The organism is Chryseobacterium sp. SSA4.19 (genome assembly GCF_022601875.1).
GTDB lineage: Bacteria > Bacteroidota > Bacteroidia > Flavobacteriales > Weeksellaceae > Chryseobacterium.
In genome coordinates this window covers 58,516-78,877 of sequence record NZ_JAKVIP010000008.1, presented here as the reverse complement: position 1 = coordinate 78,877, position 20,362 = coordinate 58,516, and the positions used below count along the sequence as shown (strand labels likewise).

Genomic DNA, 20,362 nt, shown 5'->3' with positions numbered 1-20,362 from the left:
ACATTCAGTATTTAAATATAAGCTGATGAATAAAGGAATTTGTATCGTTACAGTGGCACCTGTCCGTGCAGAAAGTTCTGACAGGGCAGAAATCGTTACGGAAATATTATTCGGGGAAAGTGCAGATATCCTGGAAGTTAATAAAAGCTGGGCCAGAATAAAAATGCATTATGACGGATATGAAGGATGGATGGATATAAAACAGCTGAAGCCTGTAACAGACGAAGACCTGGCCAGACGTAAAGTAACGGTTGTTACGGAAGATTTTTCTTCCGTTTTAATGAATGACGGTAAAACAATGCTTTCAATGGGTTCAGAGGTTGAGTTCCCTGTGGTGGCTTCCAGAAGGAGCCATGATGTACGGGAAAGTATTGCTCTGACGGCGAAAGAATTTTTAAATGTTCCTTACCTGTGGGGCGGGAAAAGTTATTTTGCTGTCGACTGCTCCGGGTTTACCCAGCTGGTGTATAAGATTCATGAGGTAAAGTTGCCAAGAGATGCTTCCCAGCAGGTGGAAGTAGGAGAGTCGCTTACATTTGTGGAGGAAAGCCGTGCCGGTGATCTCGCTTTTTTTGAGAATGCAGAAGGAAAGATTATCCATGTGGGGATTATGCTGGAAAATCAGAAAATAATCCATGCTTCAGGTAAAGTACGGATTGATACGCTGGACTCTACAGGGATTTTCAACAAGGAAATGAATAAACATACACATAAGCTGAGGGTGATTAAAAACATTTTATAATTTAATTCATCTGGAATGGAAAATATACTCCTGCTAATTTTTGATATTTTTAATTTCGGATTGCTTGTCTTTCTGTGGTGGTTTACTGTAAAACATTATAAAACACTGTCCCAAACCATTCCTGTTCATTTTGATTTTGATGGGAAAGCAGACCGTTTAGGCAGCAAAAAGTATTCATTTTTATTGCCGGTTCTCCTCACGATAACTTATTTCTTATTTGCATTTGCCGTCAGAGAGCCCGGAGCAGCCAATTTCCCTGTTGAAATTACAAGGGATAATGAGTACACCCAGTATCTTATCATGAAAATTTTCATCCGATGGCTGTATACTTTAATTGCGCTGATTTTCCTGAACAGCCAGGATTATATGTTCCGGTATTCATTTGATGAAACGGTGAAACCAAAAGTTCCGCTGTCCACTGCTTTTTTAGCAGTAATAGGAAGTGTTGCAATAGTTTTTATCCTTGTAGGGCAATCTAAATAATATCAGGATCTATGTCATTCATCTACCATATATTTATCAATCTTCTCATTTTCGGAATGAAGGTTATTTCTTTATTTAATGAGAAAACTAAAAAAGGCGTTGAAGGAAGAAAAGAATCACTGCAAAAAGTAAAGTCGGCATTTTCAAAAACTGATCAGATCATCTGGATGCATGCAGCCAGCCTTGGAGAATATGAACAGGGATTGCCGGTTCTGGAACAGCTAAAAGAAAAAATGCCCGACCATAAAATTCTTATAACTTTTTTCTCTCCGTCAGGATATGAAAATGTAATTAAGAGAAAGCATATTGCAGATGTAATCTGTTACCTGCCTTTTGATAAAAAATCTCATGTAAAAGAATTTGTTTCACAGATTTCTGTTAAACTGTTTTTTACGGTGAAGTACGATTATTGGTATCATCTGCTTCAGGAACTGAAAAATCACAATGCAAAAACATATGTGATCTCTGCATTGTTTTATGATGGGCAATCCTTTTTTACTTCTTATGGAAAATGGTTTGTACAGCAGCTGAATAAAAATATTGACTGGTTTTTTCATCAGACGGACATGTCTTTTGCCTTAGCTAAAAGTATCGGGCTTACCAAATCTTCCGTAACGGGAGATACCCGGTTTGACCGCGTCAAGCAATTAAGAGAAAGGGATAATCACGTTCAATGTATCAAAGATTTTATTGGTCAGGATAAGGCCGTGGTTTTTGGAAGTTCTTGGCAGGCTGAAGAGAAAATTGCTGAAGATGTAGCATTGGCAAATCCGTATGCAAAAATTATTATTGCTCCGCATGACTTGAAAAGAGTTCAGTCCTTAAAACAAATTTTTCCTGACGCAATGCTTTACAGTGATATTGATAAGAATGAAAATTTCAAGTCGAAAATTTTAATTATCGACAGCATCGGCTTGCTTTCAAAATTATATTCTTACGCGGATATTGCGGTTGTAGGCGGCGGCTTTCATGACGCAGGCTTACATAATATTCTTGAGGCAGCCACGTTCGGAGTTCCTGTAATCTTCGGGAATCATTACAGGAAAAATCCCGAGGCAGATGAATTGATTGCTGTTGACGGAGGTAAATCTTTTGAAAACGCAGGACTCGCTGCTGATTTTGTAATGTTTCTGATCAATAATGAAGAGATGCTTCAGGTCATGTCTGCCAATTCTGAAAAATTTGTCAATGAAAAACCAAACTCAACAGATTTAATCATCAGGAAAATGTTATCGTAGGAAACCCTGGCTTCTTATTTCTTTAATGACAAGATCAAAATGTTCCGGGATATTTTCGCTTCGGAGCCAGTTAAAATCTATTTCGTTGTTGATGAAAAGTTTTGATAAATAATGGTTTTGAAGAATCTTTTTTTTCAGATTTTCCAGTTGCTCATCAAATTCCATCCAGTAATCTTCATCCAGCTTTTTTATTAAAAGTAATGACCTGACTGTTTTATTGATGAGGTAAAGGTAAAGTTTATATACATTATCGAATCTTTGTCGGCTAAGGTCTTCATTGTGTTCCAAAATACGGTCAATCAATAATAAGTTGAGAGAAGCTTCCCCGAATTTATCAGTCGTTATTTTAACATGTTCCGTAATTTCTGCACTTATTTTACGGATGATCGTCAGGAAATACTTGGGATTTCCAATGTATTTTGAGGCCATCAGTATTTTTTCCTGAACATGCTCTTCCATCGTATTTCTCTTGTTGTCGATAGTTTCAGGATCGATAAGCTCGAAATATAATTTTTTAGATAAGAGCGGATCTTTTTTCAGCAGCCTAAAAATAAGACGGTCTTTTTCTGTATTTGAAAAGGCACTTAATGCGGCTTTGAATTCTTTTGAATACTCCATTAATTAATTTATATTTTAAAATGCCATCAACTTAATTATTTATAAATCGTGTATGTGAGATGATGATTTTTTTAATGATGCTTTCTATCTCAAATGTTATACAAAAATAGTTTTTTATAAAATACAGAGTATTGAGAAGGCTGTTATTTATTGAATGCCGGCAATTATCTGTTCTATTACCTTATATTTTGAAAATAACCGGGCTTGTTATAATTTTTTGATAAAAAATTATTAAATACATCAAAAAAATTATAATTTTAGGGCTTCAAAATTTGATACATGAAGAAATTAGCATTACTATTTGCAGGTTTATCATTATTTGTCGCTACAGGATGTGATAACGATGACAATAATAATACCATTGAATATCCTATTGTGGGAACTTGGCAGCCTATAAAGAAAGTGGTTACAACTGTTGCTGTCGGAGAGACTCCTGTTTCAGATGGGATTTCTTTTGATACCGATTGCCAGAAAACATCACGGTGGATTTTTAAGGAAGGTTCTACAGGAAAAAGAACGGATAACGGTGATGGTACATCTCCTGGAACATGTCAGCCAACTTTCGACAGAAACTTCACCTTTACATATGACAGAGACACTAAAGCGATTCAGGTTAAATATCAGGGAATCGTAGAACCTGACAAAGGAAAAGTAACGATGCTTAATGAGACTACTTTAAATATCGCCTTTGAAGATAAAACAGATCCTACTGAATTTCATTCTGAAACCTATACATTGAAAAGAATCCCTCAATAATTTCAGATTATCTTAAAATATATAAATCTCATCTGCGGGTGGGATTTTTTTGTTTATAATTTTTATAGAAAATTAAATTTCCATTTCTTTTAAAATCATTATTTTTGTGATTCTTGATTTCGGAATTAACAATTAATTCTAAAATCTAATTCTAACCTATAACATTCAACATACAGTGTTTTACGATCATCAGCAGATAGAGAAAAAATGGCAGAAATATTGGGAAGATAACCAGACCTATAAAACTTCCGCTCATACAGACAAGCCTAAATTTTATGTTCTCGATATGTTTCCATATCCGTCAGGAGCAGGTCTTCATGTGGGTCATCCGCTGGGATATATTGCATCTGATATCTATGCGAGATACAAGAGGCATCAGGGTTTCAATGTGCTCCATCCTGTTGGATATGACAGTTTCGGGCTTCCTGCTGAGCAATATGCGATCCAGACCGGGCAGCATCCTGCAGTTACTACAGAACAGAATATTACAAGATACGAAGAGCAGTTAAGAAAAATAGGATTTTCTTTCGACTGGAGCCGTGAGGTAAGGACTTCTGATGCATCATATTATAAATGGACGCAGTGGATCTTTATAGAGCTGTTTCATTCATGGTATAATAAAGACACCGATAAGGCAGAATCTATATCAACACTGATCAAACGTTTTGAAAGAACAGGAACAAAAGCCCTGAATGCCAATCAAAACGAGGAATTGCATTTTACCGCAGAAGAATGGATTGCTGCCTCTGAAATGGATAAAGAAGATATTCTGTTAAATTACAGATTAGCTTACCGGGCAGAGACAACGGTAAACTGGTGTCCTGCTTTAGGGACTGTATTGGCAAATGATGAGGTGAAAGATGGAAAGTCTGAAAGAGGAGGATTCCCGGTATTCCAGAAGAAAATGATGCAGTGGAGCATGAGGATTTCTGCTTATTCCGAAAGATTATTGCAGGGACTTAAAAACCTGGACTGGCCACAGCCTCTGAAAGATTCTCAGGAATACTGGATCGGAAAATCCCAGGGCGCACAGGTGAGATTTGAAGTTGAGGGATTGGAATCCAATGAAGACAGTGAAAACGATCAGTCAACCATTGAGAACTATATTGAAGTATTCACTACAAGACCGGATACCATTTTCGGGGCTACTTTTATGGTATTGGCGCCGGAACATCCTTTGTTAGAAAAAATTACGACGCTTGAGCAGAAGGCTGAAGTGGAAAATTATATTGAAGAGACTTCCAAGAAAACCGAAAGAGACAGGATGTCCGACGTGAAAAACGTGTCGGGTGCATTTACAGGAAGCTATGTAACTAATCCTTTCAGCAATGAACTCATGCCGATCTATATCTCAGATTATGTATTGATGGGATATGGAACAGGAGCTGTAATGGCTGTTCCTGCACATGATGAGCGCGATCACAGGTTTGCGAAAAAATTTAATCTGGAGATTAAGAAAGTGGTGGAAACCGATGAAGATATCCAGGAAAAATCATTTGACTCTAAAACAAGCACCTGTGTCAATTCCGACTTTTTAAATGGACTGACCTATGAGGAAGCCAAATTGATGATCATTGCTGCCATTGAGAAAAAAGGAATCGGGCATGGGACTACCAACTATAGGCAGCGTGATGCTATTTTTTCAAGACAAAGGTATTGGGGTGAACCCGTTCCGGTTTATTATAAAAATGGAATGCCCTATACATTGCCTGTTCTGGCATTGCCTTTAGAGCTTCCGGAAGTTGAAAAGTATTTACCCACAGAAGACGGTGATCCGCCATTAGGAAATGCAAAATCATTTGCCTGGGATGAAGCAAACCAGAAAGTAGTAGATACTGATCTGATTGATGAAAAAACAGTATTTCCATTGGAACTGTCTACCATGCCGGGCTGGGCGGGAAGCTCCTGGTATTTCCTGAGATATATGGATCCGCATAATGAAGAAGTTTTTGTTAAGAAAGAAATAGCGGATTATTGGGGACAGGTAGATTTATATATTGGAGGAAGTGAACATGCAACAGGTCACTTATTGTATTCCCGTTTCTGGAATATGTTCTTAAAAGATAAAGGATATATTAATAATGATGAGCCCTTCCAAAAGTTAATTAATCAGGGGATGATCTTAGGGATGAGTGCTTTTGTTACTGAAGTGAAATTCGATGGTGAAATTTCTTTGCAAAATGTAAATTTTAAAAATATTGATGAAAAGGAATTTATTGACGATGGAATAGTTTATATCACCAAAAATTTATTTCTTGAAAATCAAGAAACCGTTAAAGATTATGTGAAGCAATTTATAATAAATAAATTTTCTTCTATAAGAGAAATTAATTATTACGAGAACGCAACATTTAATTTTAATTGTTTTGAAACTAGAAAAATCCACGTTGATGTGTCTTTATTAAAAGGAGCAACTGACGAATTAGACACGGAAGCATTCAGAGCATGGAGACCGGATTATACTGACGCGGAATTTATTCTGGAAGACGGAAAATATATCACAGGGCGCGAAGTAGAAAAAATGTCTAAATCAAAATACAATGTGGTAAACCCTGATGATATCTGTGAAGAATACGGAGCAGACGGTTTAAGGTTATATGAAATGTTCCTAGGTCCGTTGGAGCAATCTAAACCTTGGAACACACAAGGTTTAAGCGGAGTATATGGTTTTCTCAAGAAATTCTGGAATTTATATTTTAATGGCGAAGTTTTTGAAGTGTCAGAAGAAGAGCCTTCAAAAGCAGAATATAAAATATTGCATACCCTGATTAAAAAAGTAGTTTACGATATAGAAAACTTCTCATTTAATACGTCAGTATCTTCATTTATGATTGCTGTAAATGAATTGCAAAAAATAAAGTGCAACAAACGCAATATTTTAGAACCGTTAGCCGTTATAATTTCCCCGTATGCCCCACACATCTGTGAGGAGCTTTGGAGCCTGCTGGGACATAATGGATCTATTGAATTTGAAAAGTTCCCTGAACTGGATCAATCTTATTTAATAGAAGACGAAGTTCAGTATCCGGTAAGCTTTAACGGGAAAGTGAAATTTAAAATTTCATTGGCCGCAACACTATCGCAGAAGGAAGTTGAGGAGATCGTCATGAATGATGAAAGAGCAGTTCAGGTTTTAGAGGGTAAGGCACCGAAAAAAGTGATCGTAGTTCCTAAAAAGATCGTGAATATCGTAATTTAAGATAAAATTAACATTGGCAATTTGAAAATTTAAGTCTGATAAAATTTTAAATATTTTAACATATTTTGTAAAAATTATAAATATTGATAAAATATTTAACTTTAATTACAATATCGGAAGTGTATTAAATTTTTGTTATCGAAAAAATACAAAATGTTTATTTAAGACTATTGCATTTTAAATAATTTTGCCTTTATTTTACAACTTTAAAATTTTAAAACAATATAATTTAGTTAAATATGGAAATGAATGTTTCAAAAAATGATGAGCAACTAGTTGCTAGAAAGGCGGGAGGTTTAAATCCAGCTGTTATTATTCCTATCATCTTAGCTATAGGAATTTGTATTTATTTATTCGTTCTGGGAAGCCCGGGAAATTTTAAAGATGCGGAAAAACTTGGTGGGGCGTCTGTTGCTTTCTCTGATGTTGAAGGAAAAGACATTCATCCAGATTCGTTCTTAGGAATTATCTATAAAGGAGGGGTAATTGTACCGATCTTGATTACTTTCATGCTTACGGTAGTGGTTTTCTCCTTCGAAAGATATTTCGTTCTTAGCAAAGCTGCAGGAAAAGGTAACTTAGACAACTTCGTTGTACAGGTTAGAAGCTTGCTAAATCAAAACAAAATTGACGAAGCTTTAGAAGAGTGTGACAGACAGCAGGGATCTGTTGGTAATGTAGTAAGAGAAGGTCTTACAACCTACAAAGCTTTATCTCATGATACGACGCTTAACAAAGAGCAGAAAATGGTAGCATTAAATAAAGCGATCGAAGAAGCGACTACGCTTGAGATGCCAATGCTTGAAAAAAATATGATGATCCTTTCTACTCTAGGTACTGTTGCTACCCTAATTGCACTACTTGGAACGGTAATCGGGATGATTAAGGCATTCTTCGCATTAGGTTCTGGTGGTGGTACTCCGGATGCTGCTGCACTTTCTACCGGTATTTCTGAAGCCTTGATCAACACGGCATTAGGTATTGGTACTTCAGCAATCGCGATTATGCTTTATAACTACTTTACTTCGAAAATCGACGGATTAACTTATAAGATCGACGAGATCGCAATGAGCATCCAGCAGTCTTTCGCTGAGTTCAACTAAGAATCAGGCGGAATTACGCAAGTAAGTAAAAAGAAGTTTAATTAAAAATTATTAATAATAATGGCGAGAGTCAAACCAAAAAGACATGGAGTAGTGACGGATATGACGGCAATGTGTGACGTTGCATTCCTGCTGCTTACGTTCTTTATCTTGACCACTCAGTTTAAAAAACCTGACGTGGAGCAGATTAAACCGCCATCTTCAATATCAGAAAAATTACTTCCTGATGCCAGCTTGATGACCATCAACGCTACTCCGGACGGAAAATTTTATTTTCAGCCGGTAGAAAATGCAACAGAGAGAGTAAAGCTTTTAGACAATATGGGTAAAAAGTATGGAATTACTTTTGACAATAACGAGAAAGCTGCATTCCAGAAAGTACAGGCTATTGGGGTTCCTATGAACCAACTCAAAAGCTATCTTGATTTGCCAGATGACGCGCAGAAGAATTTCAAGAGTCCTACAGGGATTCCTATGGATAGTACAAATAAGCAATTGGTAGACTGGGTAAAAGAAAGTCTTAACGTAAATCCTGAATACAAACTAGCGATTAAAGGTGACGTTACTACTGAATATCCAAAAGTTAAAAGCCTATTTGAGGGTTTAAGAGATATTGATTTTCTTAAATTTTGGTTGATTACATCACAAGAAGGTAAACCTAATGAATAATATCATTTAGAAATGGCAGAAGTACAAGTACAGGAAAAAGGCGCCAAAGGCGGCAAGGTACGTTCCAAGAAACAAAGTACCAGAGTCGATATGACTCCGATGGTGGACTTGGGTTTTCTATTGATTACCTTCTTTATGTTCACAACTACATTCTCTAAACCGAATGTGATGGATTTGGGTCTTCCGGCTAAACCGAAAGATGAAACTAAAAAACCACCTCCAACAGAAATTAAACTTTCAAATTCTATTTCTCTATTATTAGGAAAAAACAATAGGGTTTTCTGGCATCAACAGGACAATACGTCTTTAAATGACCAGACTCTTAATGAAACGACTTTTGATAGAGAAGGAATCAGAAAAGTAATCGAGCAGGCAAAAGCAAGAGCGGCAGATAAAACCAAATTCACGGTAATTATCAAACCGACTGATGATGCTGTATATAAAAACTTTGTTGATATTCTTGATGAAATGGCCATTACCAAAAGCGAGCAATACGGGGTTACCGATGTGAAACCTTGGGAACAGGCTGTTTATAATAAGAAAGTTGGAAATAACGGAGCTCAGGCTGCGTCAGCTACAAAGTAATTTAACCATAAAATTGTAAATCTATGGCAAATGAAAATGTATACGATCCTAATCTTACTTTAGATGAAATCGTATTTGAAAATAGAAACAAAGAATATGGTGCTTATGATTTAAGACATCAGTATCCAAGACTTCTGACAAAATCTTTTATCGTTGGAACAGCATTATTCCTTGTTGCAGCTTTGTCTCCTTTTATCTACCTGACTATTAAGAGGCTTTCCGAACCACCTCCACAAGAGATAAAAGCTGATCTGATTAATATTCTTGAGGACGAGCCTATTATTGAGCAGCCGAAGGAAGAAGAACCACCTCCGCCACCTCCGCCAAAAGAGGAAGAGAAAATTGAGGTGATTCAGAACGTAGTTCCTGAGCCGGTAAAAGCTCCGAAAATAGAAACTCCACCGCCACCGATTTCCAAGCAGTTGGAAACTACGACTGGTCTGGAAAATCAGGCAGGAGTAAAAGCTCCGGCTTATACACCGCCACCGCCACCGCCGTCAAGTGGAAAAGGAAACGCAGTTGAACTTAAACCTCAGGTAAGTGATACTCAGGTGTATACTGAAGTTGAGCAGACTGCAGAATTCCCAGGAGGTATTAATGCATTCAGAAACAAGGTTTCAGGTAACTTTGACGGTTCTGCAATGAACGGAGACGAAGGTACTGTTAAAACTGAAATCACTTTCGTAGTAGAAAGAGACGGAAGTATTACTGACGTTAAGGCTTCCGGGAAAAACTCAGATTTTAATGCTGAAGCCATCAGAACAATCAAATCGATTAAAAACAAATGGACTCCTGCTAAAATTAACGGGCAGTCTGTACGTTACCGATTCAGATTACCTCTGACGATGAATTTTGAGGGATAATTTACATTATCTTTAAATAATAATAAAAAAGGGAAGCTTATGCTTCCCTTTTTATTTTTTTTGGTATTTTTGCTATATGATGTTCAATTGGTTATCCCTCATTACGGGATTGTTTTATATCGTTTTGGGAGTTGTAGTTATGCTCTACAAATTCTTCTTTACGGTTTTGGAGCCGGGTATTGCCTATGCATTAGGGGCTCTCCTTATTCTTTACGGTATTTTCAGAATTTATAGGGCGGTTACAAGAATTAAAAATTCAGAAGATGAAAAATAATTTTAAAATTATAATACTGTTTTTCCTCGGTCTGATCGTGATGAACTGCAAAAACGAAGATAAAACGCCGTCTTATCACAGAGGTGAAATGACCATTCTTACGGATGAATCTTTTAAAAGTGTTACAGAAGCTTTGGCAGATGGGTATATGATTAATTATCCTGAGACAAAGATTAAAGTAGCGACTAAAAAAGAAGATTTAGGATTTCTGGATTTACTGAAAGACAAAACCAGAATAATTGTGATGTCCAGAGATCTCTCACCTGCAGAAATAAAATCTTATGAAGAACAGGTAGATCTTAAATTTTTACCGGCAAAATTTGCAGCAGATGCTGTTGTTTTTATTGTTCCGAAAAGCTCTTCAAAAGAAAGTATTTCTATGGAGGAGATTAATAAAGCAATGCTTTCTGATAATCAGGAATTTATCTTTGACGGTGCCAATTCAAGCAATCTTAATTTTGTTGCCCAAAAATTAAAGAAGCAGCCGAAAGACTTAAAATATTCTGTAATTCCGGGAAATAAAAATATTATCGAGGAACTCAATAAATATCCTGATAAAATCGGTGTGATTGGACTTAACACCTTTAGCAGACCCTATGATAAAGAATCTGAGCAGCTGAAAAGCATGGTCAAAATTCTGCCGGTTGAATATAAAGGTAAGCAATATACTCCGGATCCTGAGAACTTGCGTACTATGAATTATCCTTTCACAAGAATACTTTATTTTTTAACTAATGAGGGAAATTTTAATCTAGCTAATGGGTTCATTAGATATTCCTGTACACAATTAGGACAAATGATTGTTCAGAAGGAAGGATTACAGCCTTATAATCTTTACAGAAGAGAAGTACAGATGCGTTAAAAAATATTAAATGCATTATAAAAAGTATTAAAGTGACTCATAGCTAAAATAAATACATTATTTTGGTCTGGAAATTGCGATGATATAATGTCAATTTATAAATAAAAAATGAAATATATAATGAAAATGAGTGTAAAAAAGATTGCTTTTGGAGCAGCTGTATTGTTTTTTACTAACCTTACCATTGCACAGACGGTACAGGATGGTATCAACAGTATGGACAGCGATAAGTTTGCTCAGGCAAAAACTAATTTTACGAATATGATTGCCTCAGCACCAACCGCTGAGAATTATTTTTACTTAGGAAATACTTATTTGAAGCAAGGTGAGCCTGATTTTGCAGCAGCCACTGAAAGTTTTAATAAAGGTTTAGCGGCAGATGGAAAAAGCTATTTAAATAAAATAGGATTGGCCGCTGTGAAGCTTGGAAAAGGTGATAAATCTGCAGTAGCGGAAATTCAGAAAATTGTAAGTGATTCGAGAGAGAAAGACGCTGAAGTTTTATTCAGGGCTGCAGAAGCACTGACATTGTTTGAAAAGAATAACTCGCCTGACCTGGCGATTCAGTTCTTAAATAAAGCTATTGAAAGAGCTCAAAGAAAAGAAGTGCCTGCCCATTATTATTATACTTTGGGAGATGCTTACAGGCTTAAGAGAATGCCGGGAGATGCAATGACAGCTTATGATAAAGCGCTTCCGTTGGCTAAAAACAAAGCTTCTGTTTATACAAGAATCGGAACTCTATGGATGGCAGCTCAGCAATGGCAGCAGGCGAAAACGAGTATAGACAAAGCAATTGCTACCGATCCGTCTTATGCTCCGGCTTATAAGGCTTTAGCTGCTTATGACATCAGATACCAGCAAAATGCAAAAGCGACTCAGGATTTGATCAACTATACAAAATATGCGGATGAGGATCCTTACACTCAATTGGAAATTGCTAAGCTTTATTTTACCAATGAAGATTATGCCAATTCAAAACAGGTTTTAGATAAAATTTTTGATAAGATCAATGATCCTATTAAATTTAAGCTGAGAGCATATCAGCTTTATGCCGATGGAAAATATACAGAGGCAAAGCAGAGTATGGACAGCTTTATTTCACAGGCGGACAAAACAAGAATCCAGGCTGCGGATCAGGGGCTTCAGGGTCTTATTGCTGCCGGTTTAGCTAAGACAGAAACGGATGCTGCTAAAAAGACAGCTTTAATGACTGAATCTCAGCAGAAAGTAGGTATTGCCAAAGCTGCAAAAGATGAAACAATGAAATGGGATATGGAATTAGCTAAGATCGCAGGAGGCGGAGGTGCTTCTCAGTCTTCTGTTGATGCAGGCCCAACCAATCCTACCATTGAAGCGTTAAAGCAGAAAGTGGCTGCTAATGCTGAGGATTCTGATTCTCTGTTTAAATTGGCAACTGCTTATCAGGATGCTAAAAACTGGAACGGAGCGATTATGACATGGCAGAAGATGACAGCACTTCTTCCTGACTGGGCACCTGGTCATTACAGTTTAGGATATTCTTATCAGCAGGCAGGAAATAATGAAGCGGCAAAAATTGCTTATGAGAAATATATTTCTACGGTAAAACCTGCTGAGCAGGAAGCCAACAAACAAACCTTAGCTTATGCTTATTTTGCTGTAGCATATATGAGTAAAGATAATGATCTTGCTAAAGCCAAAGATTATGTTGCAAAATCAGTACAACTAGATCCTACTTATCAGGATGCTGTTAAACTAAATGCTGAGATTAATAAATAAGTAAAATATTAATTATATAAAGCTTCCCATTCGTAATGTTTGGGAAGCTTTTATTTAAGCCTTATCTTTGACAGATGAAAACAGATATACTTGCTTTTGGGGCACATCCTGACGATGTGGAACTGGGATGTGGCGGAACTATTGCGAAAATGGTTTCTGAAGGTAAAATTTGTGTTATTGTTGACCTTACTAAAGGGGAATTGGGAACCCGCGGTACTGATGAAACCAGAAAAGCTGAAGCTGCTGATTCTGCCGGGATTTTAGGAATTGCGGCAAGAGAGAATCTTGGGTTGAAAGACGGATTCTTAGAGAATTCTCAGGCTTATCAAATAGAGATCGTTAAAATGGTCCGCAAATACCGCCCGGAAATCGTGTTGGCAAATGCAATTGATGATAGACATCCGGATCATGCCAAAGCAGCGAAATTAGTATCGGATGCATGCTTTTTATCAGGACTTAGGAAAATAGAAACGGTTTTAGACGGGGAAAATCAGGAAGCCTGGAGACCGAAACAGATTTTTCACTATATCCAATGGAAAAATATTGAACCGGAGTTTGTTATTGATATTTCAGAATATCTTGATCAAAAGATTAAAGCCTGTATGGCATTCAAAACTCAATTTTACGACCCGACATCTAAAGAACCGGAAACCCCTATTACTTCAAAAGACTTTTTTGAGAGCCTGACATATCGTGCTCAGGATCTTGGACGTTTATCAGGAGTCACTTATGCTGAGGGATTTACGTCTGAGAAGCTGATTGCGATGAAAAATTTCGACGGAATTATTTGGTAACTAAAAAATATTTCCTATATTTGCACTCACAAAACGGTGATTGTAGCTCAGTTGGTTAGAGCGTCGGATTGTGGTTCCGAAGGTCGGGGGTTCGAGACCCCTCATTCACCCTAAAAAGTACACTTTTTTAAAAGTGTACTTTTTTTATTTTATATATTTCCGCGAAAACAATAATATCCGTCTTGCTTTGAATAATTTAAATTTTTCGCTAAGTTCAATAATAAGTATCAATTTCGGTACCCCAATATTTAATTTGTATTTTATTTTTGAAACTTTTCCTTACTTTTTGCTGATATATTTTTTTTCAAAAAAAGATTTTTGCTGTAATCAATGCTTGTAAATCTGATTATGCTTAAAAATAATTGAAAAATATAAAATGTGGTAGTAAAAATATTTTCATATTTTTAGAAGACAATCTACAAAATATATGGAAATAAAGGTCACTGTAAAGCAACTGGGCAGGAAACATCCTGTTCTTACCCTGCAAAGTCTTGAAATTGATTATCATCAAGACAGTATTTCATTAGGAAATCTTTTAAAGCTTATTGTTCAGCAACAGGTACAGGCGTTTAATGCAAAACCATTTGAAGTAGAAGATGAAGATCTTTCCAAAATCCCGCAGGAAAACTACCTGAATATTCTTACAGACACAGGAAAAATAGGTTTTGATAGTATTTATAATCAGAAAAGAGCGGATCTTGGGAAGGCCCAGGAAAATGCCATTCAGGCTTTCGAAGACGGAATTTTTGTAGTATTTTATAATGACGAACAAATTGAGAGTCTTACACAGGCTATCGATTTAAGTTTACAGCATACTTTCACTTTCATCAGGCTCACCTTTCTGGCAGGAAGCTATTGGTAATTATTATACTAAATCACAAACTTTATGGAAATTAGCGAAAAATTAAAATCGAAAAAAGTTGTTGACTATCATAAAAATTTAAAGAAAGATCTTAAGGAACAGGTTGAAAAAGGATTCCTTTCCAAACTTTTTTCCAAACCTAAACTTAAAAAAGAAGCGGCAGAACTGGGACTGTTATTGCTTGGTAATCATAATTATTATCAGGAAATTACTCTGGGTTCTTCGGAGGCTGAAAAATTGAAAAAATATATCAAACCTGATCTTTGGAAAAATAAAGATTATTTTGATTTACTGGTCTATTTTTTCGGTGATAGAGCGGATCTGGTAAAATATGCATGGAATAAAATGCCTTATAAAATGTATCAGACAGGTTATGGGCGCCGTTCATTCCGTGCCCCTGATAATCAAAGGTTCGTTCTGCTGAATCAGGTTAATTTACTAAGAAGCCTATTAGAGCTTCCAAGTATGTATTCGTATGGTTCGGGCTATCAATACTACAACCTCTCATTGGAAGAGCAGATCATTTATGACAGCCAGCTGTCAAACAGTTCAGGTCAGTTTTATATTTGGTCGGCAGCCATTGATACAGGGGATAAGACACTTTATCAGTTAATTGAAGATATTATTTTCAATAAGCACCCTGAAGGAAAGGTTTCGCGAAATATCATCCAAGCTTTATTAAACAGTGAACAAGAACAGTGTTGGGAGTTGGTTGAGAAGCTGTTGTTATCTGCTCAACGGCAGGAAGGTTTGAGGCAGACCATTCTGGAATCTCTGGACGAAACCAGTACGGAAGCATTACAATACATGCTCCAGGTAATTGCTGATAATAAACTTACGCGTTTCTCATCTGTCGTGCGAGCGATAGGAACCTGGACCGGTCTTGGATGGGAATCTGAAAAAGAAACCGTAGTTAAAAATATTGTTTCGCTGGCGAATACTTACTTCAGTAATCCTGAACTCATTCCTGAAGCTTTAAAAAGCAAAAATAACAACGACATTTATATGGCACTTTGGGTTCAGGGCGTATGGAATGTGGAAAAAACGGTTCCTTATCTTCATCAGCTATTTGACGAAGGAAATGTAGAAAAAAAGTGCCTGGCTATTAAATTCGCAATAGAGACCGGCGATCCTTATATTCAGATGCCGATATTTTATAAGGCTGTAAAAGATGGCGGCCTCCAGGTGCTGGCATTTGCAGGAAATGCAATGGCTGGATTGTTAAGTGCCAATGCAAAAACAAAATTCTATATCAACAATCCGGATTATCCGGGTTTTTTTGAAAAGCTTCACGAATTAACCCAAACCATAGAAACTAAAGAAAAGAAATTTGAAGGAAAGGTCTTCTCATGGCAAAATGCAGTATTTAATAAAAGCGACCTGTATGCTTCCATGTTTTATCTTGTAGGAGAGAATGGTGAAAAACTGGATCTGGTATTGTCTTATTTCGACCAGTTTGACTTGGCACTGCGTGAGCAGTTGACGAGAAATATTCTGGAAGATTTCTACTGTTATTCTTATTCTTATAATTTTGAAAAGAAGAAAAAACAGGTAACTTCTTTCCAGAAAGAGTTTGCTTTTAAAATCATCAAGGACAGAGGAGAGTCTTTGGTGGCTTCGGGAATTAACGTCTTGCAGCAAAATCCTTTGAATAAAGAAGAAGCAATGAGTTTCCATGACCTGTTTAAAAGAAAAGGCGGAAATCTTCGTAAAAAACTTATCGAGCTGATGATGAAGCAGGAAGATGCAGTACTGATTCCTTTAGTGGATGAGCTTATTACAAAAGGGGATGTTGAGCAGAGAACGGCTGCTTTGGATATGATGCTCCAGCTTCAGAAGAATAATAAAATTCCGGTGCAGATTAATCAGTGGTTACAGCAATATTCGGAAAGGTCAAAAATTTCGGAAAGAGAACAAAATTTACTGGATCAGTTAAATCCTTCTGCTGATAAAGAAATTATTTCTGCTGAAAACGGTTTCGGGTTTTATGACCCTTCAGTTAAATCAAAATACGAACTGCCAGATGTAGATACGGATTCAGTATATGCAAAAGCAACAAAAAATGATCCCTATGGTTTTACACAGTCGCAGGATTATATTAAAAAAGAACTAAAAAAGCTCTATGAACTGTTCCTGGTTAATAAAGATTATGAATATGAGACAGAAGACTGGAATGGTTCTTTAATAAAAGAACTGATGGGAAATAATTTTCGTCAGATTAAAAGAAATACGGATGGTTTCACAGGTGAACAGTTGGCAGAAAATTATCCTTTACATGAGATTTGGGAACAATGGTTTAAAGATTCTAAGCTGGAGCCGAGAGATTTGTTTCTGCTGACATTCGCAGAGAGTTGTGACCGTAAAAAATTCCGTGATTTTCTGGAAAAATACGTTTTTTATCACAAGGATCTTATTCCTAATCCTCTTAAAAATGATTATTACTGGAATAATCCGATTAAAACAATTCTCATGTCTCTGGAATATAAATTTCCATTTCAGGAAAGAAATGATTTCCTGATCGATGCGAGCAGTACTTTGTTTTCCAATCTGCCGAAAGATATCATTAACCATAAGGCAAAACGTGATGGCTATTATTATGGTAATAATGGAGACGGCTGGCAGCAACAGGGCTTTTTTACGGTGTTTTTACAGGCAGTACCATTGAAGAAGCTGAGTGATGCACAATTTGCAAAAGTTTGGAATTTATACCGGTGGATACAGTTCAATGGATTGGAAGAAAATATTCAGCACACGGTTCCGGGTTTCTACTTGTTCTGTAAAGCATATGAATTGAAGCTCATTACTAAAGATGAAATGTATGAAGGGATTTTCACGGCAGAAAGAGCCATTAAGGATCTTACAACGACAAAATTTCATCATCACAGTGAAAGATATCTGGAAACATTTCCTTTCCTGAAATCGATGATTAATGATATTCAGAATAAATTTTTGAATATCGAATTGATCCGTGGCGACGCGGGGACTTCCGTTTCACATTTTGTCCAGGAATTCCAGTCAGTTCACGGTGCAGAGCGTTTTGTACAGATTTTAAAGGGCTTAGGCAAATCAAATCTGTATGCAAACTATATTTATAGTTACAGCGGTGACAGCATGACGAAGCAAAAACTTTTTTCTTATCTGTTATCCAACTGTTATCCGTTAGAAACCGATACACAGGAATCATTTAACGAAATGGTAAAGAAAGAAAAGATCACGGAACTTCGCTTGATCCAGGCTGCCGTCTATGCTCCGCAATGGCAGAAGCTGATCAGTAATTATCTGGGTTGGAAAGGTTTGGATTCCGCTATCTGGTGGATGCATGCCCACACAAAAACAAGTGCTTACCAGGCCCAGAATTCAAAACTTGAAAGTGAGGTGGCAAAATATTCCTCGGTAGATGTTCAGGAGTTCCAGGATGGTGCTGTAGATAAAGATTGGTTTTCCAAGGCTTATAAAGAATTGGGAAAAGCACGTTGGGAAATGCTGTATGATTCTGCTAAATATATTTCTGACGGAAATGGCCACCGAAGGGCAAGGCTGTATTCCGATACCTTAACCGGCAGCCTGAAAATAAAGGAAGTAACGGCAAAAGTAAAAGACAAGCGTGACCAGGATTATCTTCGGGTATATGGACTGGTCCCTTTGAGCAAAACAAATCCTGAAAAAGATGTTTTAAGCCGGTACGAATATATTCAGCAGTTTAAAAAAGAAAGCAAAGAGTTCGGTTCGATGAAGCAGGCGAGTGAAGCTTTGTCTGTGCGCGTGGCTTTGGAAAATTTAGCCCGTAATGCAGGATATCCTGATCCTATTCGGCTGACATGGGCAATGGAAACCAAACAAATTCAAAATCTGTTATCAAAAGAAACCCAGGTTACAGTTGATGGGGTGACGGTCGGTTTGATTATCGAAGATAGTGGAAAAGCTGAATTGGTGGTTTTCAGAGAGGATAAACAATTAAAATCCATTCCTCCGAAAATTAAAAGAGATAAAGCGGTTGTAGAATTGGTGAACAGCCGTAAAATCATGCGCGAACAGTGGAGCCGCTCCCGGAAGGGATTGGAAGAAGCGATGATACGGGGTGATGAATTTTTGTATACAGAAATAAAAAATCTTTTTGAACATCCGATTATAGTAAGACATCTGGAAAAACTCATATTTATTTCAGAGGATCATAAGATAGGGTTTTTCAACAGCGGCCATCTGGTGGATGCTCAGGGAGAAATACATGAACTGAGAGAAGACAGTACATTAAGGATTGCTCACTGTGTAGATTTGCATCAACATTCCGTATGGAGTGATTTTCAGCGTTATTGTTTTGAAGAAAAAGTAATCCAGCCTTTTAAGCAGATTTTCAGGGAATTATATGTGCCTACGCCGGATGAGTTACAGGAGAAATCCGTATCCCGCCGCTACGCCGGGCATCAGGTGCAGCCTAAACAGGCATTAGCCCTGCTGAAAACAAGAGGATGGAAGGTAGATTATGAAGAAGGGTTGCAGAAGGTGTATCATAAAGAAGGATTTCAGGTAAAATTATATGCCTTAGCCGATTGGTTTTCTCCGGCCGATGTAGAAAGTCCAACGCTTGAAACGATAGAATTCCATTCATTAAAAGATTATAAAAATATTCCTTTTGAAGATATTAATCCCCGGATTTTTTCAGAAGTGATGCGTGATATCGATTTGGTGGTTTCCGTAGCTCATGTGGGTGGAGTAGATCCTGAAGCGAGCCATTCATCGATTGAAATGCGGGCTGTACTAGTGAAAGAAACAGCTGGATTGTTTAAACTGGGCCATATTAAGATTGAAGGTTCCCATGTTTTAATCAAGGGTCAGATGACGGATTACAGTGTTCATTTAGGGAGTGCCGTTGTGCATCAGGTTCCTGGGAAATATCTGTCAATACTTCCTGTTCATTCGCAGCACAGAGGAAGATTATTCCTGCCTTTTGCTGATGATGATCCGAAATCTGCTGAAGTTTTGTCTAAAGTTTTGCTCCTTGCGAAAGATCATGAAATACAGGATCCTACGATATTATCCCAGATCAAGAGAGATTTTGTGTAGAACTATTTTAAAGCTTATAATATGAAAAGGTACACCCATAAAGTGTACCTTTTAATTTTTACAAATTAAGCCACAAAAAAAGCATCCTCTTTTTCAGATGCTTGTGTTTTTTTTAATTATTTTAAACTTCGTCGTCAGAGTCTATAGTGTATGATCTGCTTTTGAAGTCTTTATCATGCTTTTCTGATATAACATCCTCTCCCTTTTCATTAATGATGAAATCTGTAGATTCATTAAACATCTCCTGAAAACTTTTAAAATCTTCTTTGTAAAGATAAATTTTGTGTTTCTCAAATGTAGCTTCTCCATTCTCTCCGAAATTCTTCTTGCTTTCGGTAATCGTAAGATAATAATCTCCTGCTTTCGTCTCGCGCACATCAAAGAAATAAGTTCTTCTCCCTGCTTTTAACACCTTAGTGAAAATTTCATTTTCATGGCGTTCCTTGTATTCACTCATTGTTAGATATTTTTTAATCTTGTTAAGAACAAATA

The 20,362-nt window shown here is 36.9% G+C and carries 17 protein-coding genes and 1 tRNA gene; 16 read left to right on the top strand and 2 right to left on the bottom strand.

The features are described 5' to 3' along the window. The first annotated feature begins 25 nt into the window (after positions 1-25). From MKJ01_RS07395 to MKJ01_RS07385, 3 genes are read left to right on the top strand one after another with little or no spacing between them, the layout of a single operon-like run. Positions 26-742, top strand: coding sequence for a C40 family peptidase (locus tag MKJ01_RS07395; protein WP_241613068.1), 717 nt, complete (start codon positions 26-28; stop codon positions 740-742). Between the two features lie 15 nt (positions 743-757). Then, complete coding sequence (locus MKJ01_RS07390; RefSeq protein WP_241613069.1) at positions 758-1,225, top strand: DUF1648 domain-containing protein; 468 nt, start codon at positions 758-760, stop codon at positions 1,223-1,225. A gap of 11 nt (positions 1,226-1,236) precedes the next feature. After that, entirely contained in the window at positions 1,237-2,463 is a 1,227-nt protein-coding gene (locus tag MKJ01_RS07385) for a 3-deoxy-D-manno-octulosonic acid transferase (protein WP_241613070.1), read from the top strand. Here the strand turns inward: MKJ01_RS07385 and MKJ01_RS07380 are convergent. Next, a complete protein-coding gene (locus MKJ01_RS07380; protein WP_241613071.1) occupies positions 2,455-3,081 on the bottom strand; it encodes a hypothetical protein in 627 nt (208 codons plus the stop codon). The genes MKJ01_RS07385 and MKJ01_RS07380 overlap by 9 nt on opposite strands. 279 nt (positions 3,082-3,360) lie before the next feature. Here MKJ01_RS07380 and MKJ01_RS07375 point away from each other — a divergent pair, with 279 nt between their 5' ends. The 13 genes from MKJ01_RS07375 to MKJ01_RS07315 all read left to right on the top strand — a co-directional run bounded on the left by MKJ01_RS07375 (position 3,361) and on the right by MKJ01_RS07315 (position 19,870). Next, positions 3,361-3,837 carry a lipocalin family protein gene (locus MKJ01_RS07375; protein WP_241613072.1) on the top strand — a complete coding sequence of 159 codons (477 nt, stop codon included), beginning with the start codon at positions 3,361-3,363 and terminating at the stop codon, positions 3,835-3,837. Between the two features lie 175 nt (positions 3,838-4,012). Continuing rightward, entirely contained in the window at positions 4,013-7,036 is a 3,024-nt protein-coding gene (locus MKJ01_RS07370; protein ID WP_241613073.1) for a class I tRNA ligase family protein, read from the top strand. A 239-nt stretch (positions 7,037-7,275) separates the two neighbouring features. After that, positions 7,276-8,139 carry a MotA/TolQ/ExbB proton channel family protein gene (locus MKJ01_RS07365; RefSeq protein WP_241613074.1) on the top strand — a complete coding sequence of 288 codons (864 nt, stop codon included), beginning with the start codon at positions 7,276-7,278 and terminating at the stop codon, positions 8,137-8,139. 60 nt (positions 8,140-8,199) lie between these two features. Then, positions 8,200-8,808: a biopolymer transporter ExbD gene (locus MKJ01_RS07360; RefSeq protein WP_241613075.1), complete on the top strand. Its 609-nt coding sequence runs from the start codon at positions 8,200-8,202 to the stop codon at positions 8,806-8,808. Between the two features lie 12 nt (positions 8,809-8,820). Beyond that, positions 8,821-9,393: a biopolymer transporter ExbD gene (locus MKJ01_RS07355; protein ID WP_241613077.1), complete on the top strand. Its 573-nt coding sequence runs from the start codon at positions 8,821-8,823 to the stop codon at positions 9,391-9,393. Positions 9,394-9,416: 23 nt separating this feature from the next. Then, positions 9,417-10,256: an energy transducer TonB gene (locus MKJ01_RS07350; protein WP_241613079.1), complete on the top strand. Its 840-nt coding sequence runs from the start codon at positions 9,417-9,419 to the stop codon at positions 10,254-10,256. A 76-nt stretch (positions 10,257-10,332) separates the two neighbouring features. After that, a complete protein-coding gene (locus tag MKJ01_RS07345) occupies positions 10,333-10,530 on the top strand; it encodes a hypothetical protein (protein ID WP_241613080.1) in 198 nt (65 codons plus the stop codon). Beyond that, positions 10,520-11,392: a PstS family phosphate ABC transporter substrate-binding protein gene (locus MKJ01_RS07340; RefSeq protein WP_241613082.1), complete on the top strand. Its 873-nt coding sequence runs from the start codon at positions 10,520-10,522 to the stop codon at positions 11,390-11,392. The genes MKJ01_RS07345 and MKJ01_RS07340 overlap by 11 nt, the downstream gene beginning before the upstream one ends. 108 nt (positions 11,393-11,500) lie before the next feature. Further along, positions 11,501-13,153: a tetratricopeptide repeat protein gene (locus MKJ01_RS07335; RefSeq protein WP_241613084.1), complete on the top strand. Its 1,653-nt coding sequence runs from the start codon at positions 11,501-11,503 to the stop codon at positions 13,151-13,153. 74 nt (positions 13,154-13,227) lie between these two features. After that, positions 13,228-13,947 (top strand): bacillithiol biosynthesis deacetylase BshB1, encoded by a 720-nt coding sequence (bshB1, locus tag MKJ01_RS07330; RefSeq protein WP_241613086.1) that lies wholly within the window; start codon positions 13,228-13,230, stop codon positions 13,945-13,947. Between the two features lie 35 nt (positions 13,948-13,982). After that, positions 13,983-14,058 (top strand) — tRNA-His (locus tag MKJ01_RS07325). Between the two features lie 316 nt (positions 14,059-14,374). Then, on the top strand, positions 14,375-14,809 hold the full coding sequence (locus tag MKJ01_RS07320; RefSeq protein WP_241613088.1) for a hypothetical protein: 435 nt from the start codon (positions 14,375-14,377) through the stop codon (positions 14,807-14,809). 24 nt (positions 14,810-14,833) lie between these two features. Next, a complete protein-coding gene (locus MKJ01_RS07315; RefSeq protein WP_241613090.1) occupies positions 14,834-19,870 on the top strand; it encodes a DUF4132 domain-containing protein in 5,037 nt (1,678 codons plus the stop codon). Positions 19,871-19,991: 121 nt separating this feature from the next. Here the strand turns inward: MKJ01_RS07315 and MKJ01_RS07310 are convergent, their stop codons facing one another. Next, complete coding sequence (locus MKJ01_RS07310) at positions 19,992-20,327, bottom strand: DUF3276 family protein (RefSeq protein ID WP_002976288.1); 336 nt, start codon at positions 20,325-20,327, stop codon at positions 19,992-19,994. Between the last annotated feature and the right edge of the window lie 35 nt (positions 20,328-20,362).

What these genes read in the sequence shown, in the direction of transcription:
- MKJ01_RS07315 (WP_241613090.1), top strand. Translation starts at nt 14,834, where the DNA reads ATGGAAATTAGCGAAAAATTAAAATCGAAAAAAGTTGTTGACTATCAT.
- MKJ01_RS07390 (WP_241613069.1), top strand. Translation starts at nt 758, where the DNA reads ATGGAAAATATACTCCTGCTAATTTTTGATATTTTTAATTTCGGATTG.
- MKJ01_RS07335 (WP_241613084.1), top strand. Translation starts at nt 11,501, where the DNA reads ATGAAATATATAATGAAAATGAGTGTAAAAAAGATTGCTTTTGGAGCA.
- MKJ01_RS07355 (WP_241613077.1), top strand. Translation starts at nt 8,821, where the DNA reads ATGGCAGAAGTACAAGTACAGGAAAAAGGCGCCAAAGGCGGCAAGGTA.
- bshB1 (WP_241613086.1), top strand. Translation starts at nt 13,228, where the DNA reads ATGAAAACAGATATACTTGCTTTTGGGGCACATCCTGACGATGTGGAA.
- MKJ01_RS07350 (WP_241613079.1), top strand. Translation starts at nt 9,417, where the DNA reads ATGGCAAATGAAAATGTATACGATCCTAATCTTACTTTAGATGAAATC.
- MKJ01_RS07345 (WP_241613080.1), top strand. Translation starts at nt 10,333, where the DNA reads ATGATGTTCAATTGGTTATCCCTCATTACGGGATTGTTTTATATCGTT.
- MKJ01_RS07395 (WP_241613068.1), top strand. Translation starts at nt 26, where the DNA reads ATGAATAAAGGAATTTGTATCGTTACAGTGGCACCTGTCCGTGCAGAA.
- MKJ01_RS07320 (WP_241613088.1), top strand. Translation starts at nt 14,375, where the DNA reads ATGGAAATAAAGGTCACTGTAAAGCAACTGGGCAGGAAACATCCTGTT.
- MKJ01_RS07385 (WP_241613070.1), top strand. Translation starts at nt 1,237, where the DNA reads ATGTCATTCATCTACCATATATTTATCAATCTTCTCATTTTCGGAATG.
- MKJ01_RS07340 (WP_241613082.1), top strand. Translation starts at nt 10,520, where the DNA reads ATGAAAAATAATTTTAAAATTATAATACTGTTTTTCCTCGGTCTGATC.
- MKJ01_RS07360 (WP_241613075.1), top strand. Translation starts at nt 8,200, where the DNA reads ATGGCGAGAGTCAAACCAAAAAGACATGGAGTAGTGACGGATATGACG.
- MKJ01_RS07365 (WP_241613074.1), top strand. Translation starts at nt 7,276, where the DNA reads ATGGAAATGAATGTTTCAAAAAATGATGAGCAACTAGTTGCTAGAAAG.
- MKJ01_RS07310 (WP_002976288.1), bottom strand. Translation starts at nt 20,327, where the DNA reads ATGAGTGAATACAAGGAACGCCATGAAAATGAAATTTTCACTAAGGTG.
- MKJ01_RS07375 (WP_241613072.1), top strand. Translation starts at nt 3,361, where the DNA reads ATGAAGAAATTAGCATTACTATTTGCAGGTTTATCATTATTTGTCGCT.
- MKJ01_RS07380 (WP_241613071.1), bottom strand. Translation starts at nt 3,081, where the DNA reads ATGGAGTATTCAAAAGAATTCAAAGCCGCATTAAGTGCCTTTTCAAAT.